Origin of the sequence: Streptomyces chisholmiae (genome assembly GCF_031845445.1) — a bacterium.
GTDB classification, from domain to species: Bacteria; Actinomycetota; Actinomycetes; order Streptomycetales; family Streptomycetaceae; genus Streptomyces; species Streptomyces chisholmiae.
Map to the genome: position 1 here is coordinate 1 of NZ_JAVREO010000278.1, position 408 is coordinate 408.

The window sequence follows — 408 nt, forward strand, 5'->3', positions numbered from 1 at the left end:
ATGCCACCCTCGGCCAGCGAAATCTGCAGGTCCGGGAATTTCTGCAGCTTTCCGGAGAACAACAGGTCGACCGTCGTCCACATCAGGTTGGTGGAGAACAGGGTGATCGCTACGGCGAACGGTGCGTCAGGCATCGCCATCTCGCCGGGCACCGGCTTCATCGAAGAGAACGAGAACCCTGGCACATACGATCCGGAACCGAAGTGCAGGGAGACGGGCATCTGCGCATCGGAACAGACCTGCCACAACGGATCCCAGGGGTCGGAATGAAACGACGGCAACCCCAGTGGCACCGGGCTGTCCGGGAACGACACCGTCCGAGCCCCTTTGGCCGCCACCCGCTCAGCCTCTGCGACCGTCGCGCTGATGTCCCACACCGGCAGGATCGCCAGCGGGACATAACGATCC

1 protein-coding gene is annotated in these 408 nt (G+C 63.2%); it reads right to left on the reverse strand.

What is annotated here, in order from left to right:
* Nucleotides 1-408: amidohydrolase family protein (locus RM844_RS33190; protein WP_311671133.1), on the reverse strand; the 408-nt coding region annotated here is incomplete at both ends.